The 1,412-nt window shown below is 72.0% G+C and carries 1 protein-coding gene and 1 pseudogene; one reads left to right on the top strand and one right to left on the bottom strand.

Translation table 11 applies throughout. From position 1 onward, the window contains the following. Positions 1-134: 134 nt before the first annotated feature. On the bottom strand, positions 135-1,076 hold the full coding sequence (locus OU415_RS38180) for an AraC family transcriptional regulator (RefSeq protein ID WP_270954686.1): 942 nt from the start codon (positions 1,074-1,076) through the stop codon (positions 135-137). Between the two features lie 82 nt (positions 1,077-1,158). On the opposite strand from OU415_RS38180, the pseudogene OU415_RS38175 reads away from it, so the two are divergent. Further along, a pseudogene (locus OU415_RS38175) lies at positions 1,159-1,412 on the top strand (pyridoxamine 5'-phosphate oxidase family protein); the annotation flags it as partial.

The following is a 1,412-nucleotide window of genomic DNA, read 5'->3' as shown; positions in this document are numbered from 1 at the left end:
GGCGCGCGGCCTTGTTGACCACCGGGTCGATGGTTTGCGAGTAGAACTGTCCACAAGGGATGGTGTCCGTGCTGGGCGGCCCTCCAAGTGCCGCCCGCCGCGAAGTCCTAGCAGCGGTTGCCGGAGTGCTCCCGCTAGATCCGCTCGGTCGACCGGGCGCGCCGGAACTCGCTCGGGGTGACGCCCCGGACCCGTTTGAACGCTGCGCTGAACCCGAACGGGTCCGCGTATCCCACGCTGCGGGCGATGTGCGCGACGGTTGCGGCGTCCTGTTCGACGAGCAGGTCTGCGGCGAGCGTCATGCGCCAGTGGGTCAGATAGGTCAGCGGTGGTTGGCCGACCAGGTCGGTGAACCGCTTGGCCAGCGTCGAACGCGATACCCCGGTGCGCTCGGCTAGCGCGGCGACCGTCCACGGTGCCGCCGGCTCGGCGTGCAGCAGGCGCAGCGCGTCGCCGACCACCGGGTCCCGCTGGGCGGACCACCAGGCCGGGGGTTCGCCCCCGGGGCGCTCGAACCACTCGCGCAGGGTGCAGACCAGCATCCAGTCCAGCAGCCGGTCGAGCACGATCTGCTGGCCAGGTGCGTCGACGGCGACCTCGGCGGCGACGTGGTCCAGCACGGCGTCAGCCGTGCCCCCGGCGCCCACGCGCAGCACGACGGGCAGCGCGTCCAGCAGGCGCCGGCTGATCTCGCCGCGCACCGGGTAGGCGCCGACGATCAGGGTCGTCGCATCGCGGTCGTCCCCGCCGCTGTCGTGCCAGCCGAGCCGGTGCCGGGTCCCGCCCTGGTCAGGCGTTGCGCAGTGCTCGCCGCACGCGATCGGTTCGGCTCGGGTGCCGATCTCGTCGACGAAGGTGAAGGTGGCGGGACCGCGCACGACGATCGTCTCGCGGGCGCGCAGCAGTTCGGGCGAGCCGTGCTCCGGCACGATCCAGCCCGCCCCGGCGAGGACGGTGCACAGCGTCAGCGGGGCGCCGTCCACGAAGTGCAGCGCCCAGGGCGGGGACAGGGTCGAGCTGCCGAACAGCGAGCCGTGGGCTCGCACCCCGCGGATCAGATCACCGAACACGTCCACCCCTCCCAAGGTAGACGAACGCGCAGCCGATCCGGCGTCTCGCCTATGGGATCGTCCGATCTCACCGGGTTCGATCGACGTCATGAGCACCAGTTCGCTGACCGCCCAGGACCTCGAGTTCCTCCGGCGCCCCCTGCATGGATTCCTGTCTGTGGCCAGCGGGCCGCTCCCGCCGCAGCCTCGTCCGGTGTGGTTCGAGGCCACTGCCGAGGGCACGATCCAGCTGTTCACCGGCCCTGACGTACTCAAGGTGCGACGCCTGCGCCGCGACCCCCGCGCCTCGATCGTCGTCGCCGCTCCGGTGGGGGAGCGCGAACGCTGGCTGTCGGTGACCGG

Origin of the sequence: Saccharopolyspora oryzae (assembly GCF_027853915.1) — a bacterium.
Lineage (GTDB): Bacteria > Actinomycetota > Actinomycetes > Mycobacteriales > Pseudonocardiaceae > Saccharopolyspora > Saccharopolyspora oryzae.
Note: the sequence above shows the minus strand (reverse complement) of the source record. Positions and strands in the feature narration are given on the sequence as shown.